3 protein-coding genes are annotated in these 3,501 nt (G+C 71.1%); all 3 read right to left on the reverse strand.

Annotated elements, in window-relative coordinates:
• Window positions 1-17: 17 nt before the first annotated feature.
• Window positions 18-1,019, reverse strand: a complete 1,002-nt coding sequence (gene ilvC, locus AC5LSR_RS23710) for a ketol-acid reductoisomerase (protein ID WP_250286698.1) — start codon at window positions 1,017-1,019, stop codon at window positions 18-20.
• A gap of 70 nt (window positions 1,020-1,089) precedes the next feature.
• Window positions 1,090-1,614: an acetolactate synthase small subunit gene (ilvN, locus tag AC5LSR_RS23715; RefSeq protein ID WP_250286696.1), complete on the reverse strand. Its 525-nt coding sequence runs from the start codon at window positions 1,612-1,614 to the stop codon at window positions 1,090-1,092.
• A 15-nt stretch (window positions 1,615-1,629) separates the two neighbouring features.
• A partial coding sequence (locus AC5LSR_RS23720) for an acetolactate synthase large subunit (protein ID WP_493469060.1) occupies window positions 1,630-3,501 on the reverse strand: 1,872 nt, incomplete at its 5' end.

The following is a 3,501-nucleotide window of genomic DNA, read 5'->3' on the forward strand; positions in this document are numbered from 1 at the left end:
GGACGGGGTGGGGCAGGTCAGTCGACGGGCTCGGCGATCCAGGACATCAGCGGCCGCAGCTGGGCGCCGACCTGCTCGATCGGGTGCTTCTTGCCCTCCTCGACGAGCTTGGTGAACTGCGGGCGGCCCGCGTCGTCCTCGGCCACCCACTCGCGGGCGAACGAGCCGTCCCGGATCTCGCCGAGGATGCGGCGCAGCTCGTCCTTCACCGCCTGCGTGATCACCCGCGGGCCGCGGGTGACGTCGCCGTACTCGGCCGTGTCCGAGATCGAGTAGCGCATCCGGCTGATGCCGCCCTCGTACATCAGGTCGACGATCAGCTTGAGCTCGTGCAGGCACTCGAAGTAGGCGACCTCCGGCTGGTAGCCGGCCTCGACCAGCGTCTCGAAACCGGCCTGTACCAGGGCACTCGCGCCGCCGCAGAGCACAGCCTGCTCGCCGAAGAGGTCGGTCTCGGTCTCCTCGGTGAAGGTCGTGCGCAGCGCGCCGGCGCGGGTGCCGCCGATCGCCTTGGCGTAGGCGAGCGCGAGCGCGAGCGCGCCGCCCGACGCGTCCGCCTCGACCGCGACCAGCACCGGGACGCCCTTGCCCTCGGTGAAGGTCCGCCGGACCAGGTGCCCCGGGCCCTTCGGCGCGACCATGAACACGTCCACCCCGGCCGGCGGCTCGATCAGCCCGTACCGGATGTTGAACCCGTGGCCGAACGCGAGCGCCTTGCCCGGCGACAGGCTGGGCGCGATGGACTCCGCGTAGATCTTACGGTGGGCGGTGTCCGGCGCGAGCAGGATGATCACGTCCGCCTCGGCCGACGCCTCGGCCGGGGTGAGCACCCGCAGCCCCTGCTCGGCGGCCCGCGCCCGGCTGCGGCTGCCCTCGGGCAGGCCGACCCGGACGTCCACGCCGCTGTCGCGCAGGTTGAGGGCGTGGGCGTGGCCCTGACTGCCGTACCCGATGACGGCGACCTTACGGTTGGTGATGTTGTCGAGCGACGCGTCCGCGTCGTAGTAGATCTCGGCCATCGTGGGCGAATCTCCTCGATTCTTCGTCAGTGGGCCCGGCGCAACCGGGCCCACGGGATCTCCATGGCCCTCAGGCCGTCCGGTCGAGAGCACGCAGACTACGGTCGGTAATCGATCGCGGGCCTCGGCCGAGGGCGACCATGCCGGACTGGACCAGTTCCCTGATGCCGAACGGTTCGAGCATCCGGATGAGGGCGTCGAGCTTGTCGCGGGTGCCGGTGGCCTCCACGGTGACCGCGTCCGGGGCGACGTCGACCACCTTCGCGCGGAAGAGCTGGACGGTCTCGAGCACCTGCGAACGGACCGACAGGTCCGCCCGCACCTTGACCAGGACCAGCTCCCGCCGCACCGCGGCCGACGGCTCCATTTCGACGATCTTGATGACGTTGACCAGCTTGTTGAGCTGTTTCGTGACCTGCTCGAGCGGTAGCTCGTCGACGGACACGACGATCGTCATCCGGGAGACGTCGTCGTGCTCGGTCGGCCCGACCGCGAGCGACTCGATGTTGAAGCCGCGCCGGGAGAACAGCCCCGCGACCCGGGCGAGCACCCCGGGCTTGTTCTCCACCAGCACCGACAGGGTGTGCGTGCTCACGGCCTGAACCTCTTCCTACAGTTCTTCATAGTCGAAATCGGGGGCGATGTCCCGGGCGATCCTGATGTCGTCGTTGCTCGCGCCGGCGGCGACCATCGGCCACACCATCGCATCCCGGTGGACGACGAAGTCCACCACGACCGGCGCGTCGTCGATGGCCATGGCCTTGTCGATCGTGGCGTCGACCTCGTCCGGCGACTCGCAGCGCATCCCGACGCAGCCGAGCGCCTCGGCGAGGCGCACGAAGTCCGGCACCCGGCGCGTGCCCCGCGGGGCACCGGACGCGCTGCCGGCACCGGGGCCGCCGCCGGTGCCGGCGCTGGTGCCGGCACTGTCCGGCCGGGTGCCCAGGTCGGTGTTGGAGTACCGCTGGTCGTAGAACAGGGTCTGCCACTGCCGGACCATGCCGAGCGACCCGTTGTTGATGATCGCAACCTTGATCGGGATGCCTTCCAGCGCGCAGGTGGCCAGCTCCTGGTTGGTCATCTGGAAGCAGCCGTCACCGTCGATCGCCCACACCGTCGCGTCCGGCCGGCCGACCTTGGCGCCCATCGCTGCGGGCACCGCGTAGCCCATCGTGCCCAGTCCACCGGAGTTCAGCCAGGTATAGGGGTTCTCGTACGAGATGAACTGCGCGGCCCACATCTGGTGCTGGCCGACCCCGGCGACGTACAGCGCCTGCGGGCCGGCGATCCTGCCGAGCCGCTCGATGACGTACTGCGGGGCGACCGAGCCGTCCGTCGGCAGGTCGTAGCCCAGCGGGTAGGTCCGGCGCCAGCCGTCGACCTGCCGCCACCAGCCGGCGAGGTCCGCCCGCGGCTCGCCCTGCAGCGCGGCGACGAGATCGTTGATCACCTCGCGGCAGTCCCCCACGATGGGCACGTCCGCCACCCGGTTCTTGCCGATCTCGGCCGGGTCGATGTCGGCATGGATGACCGCGGCCTTCGGCGCGAAGGAGGCGAGCCGGCCCGTCACCCGGTCGTCGAAGCGGGCGCCGAGGGCGATCAGCAGGTCGGACTTCTGCAGGGCGGTCACCGCGGCGACCGACCCGTGCATCCCCGGCATGCCCAGATGCTGCGGGTGCGAGTCGGGGAACGCGCCGCGGGCCATCAGCGTCGTCACCACCGGGATGCCGGTGAGCTCGGCGAGCGTACGCAGCTCGGCGGCGGCCCGCGCCTTGAGCACCCCGCCGCCGACGTAGAGGACCGGCCGGCGGGCCGCGCTGATCATCCGGGCCGCCTCGCGGATCTGCTTGCCGTGCGGGCGGGTCACCGGCCGGTAGCCGGGCAGGCACAGCGTGGGCGGCCAGATGTCGGCGGGCAGCACCGACGTGGTCGCCTGCAGGATGTCCTTGGGCAGGTCGACGAGTACGGGCCCGGGTCGTCCGGTGGAGGCGAGGTGGAACGCCTCGGCGATCGTGCGCGGGATGTCGTCCGCGGAGGCCACCAGGAAGTTGTGCTTGGTGATCGGCAGGGTGATGCCGCAGATGTCGGCCTCCTGGAACGCGTCCGTCCCGATCGCCGCGCTCGGCACCTGGCCGGTGATCGCCACCAGGGGCACCGAGTCCATGTAGGCGTCCGCGATCGGCGTGACCAGGTTCGTCGCGCCCGGCCCGGACGTCGCGATGCACACGCCCACCCGTCCGGTGGCCTGCGCATAGCCCTCGGCGGCGTGCCCGGCACCCTGCTCGTGACGGACCAGGATGTGCCGGAGGCGCTCGGCGTCGTACAACGGGTCGTACGCCGGGAGGATCGCGCCACCGGGGATGCCGAAGACCACGTCGGCCCCGGCGGCCTCCAGCGAAAGGACCAGCGACTGCGCTCCGGTGATCTGACTGCTCATCTGATCGTCTTCCTTGACGTTCCACGGTGGTGACGGGTGGGTGGG

The organism is Protofrankia sp. CiP1_Cm_nod4 (assembly GCF_982290645.1).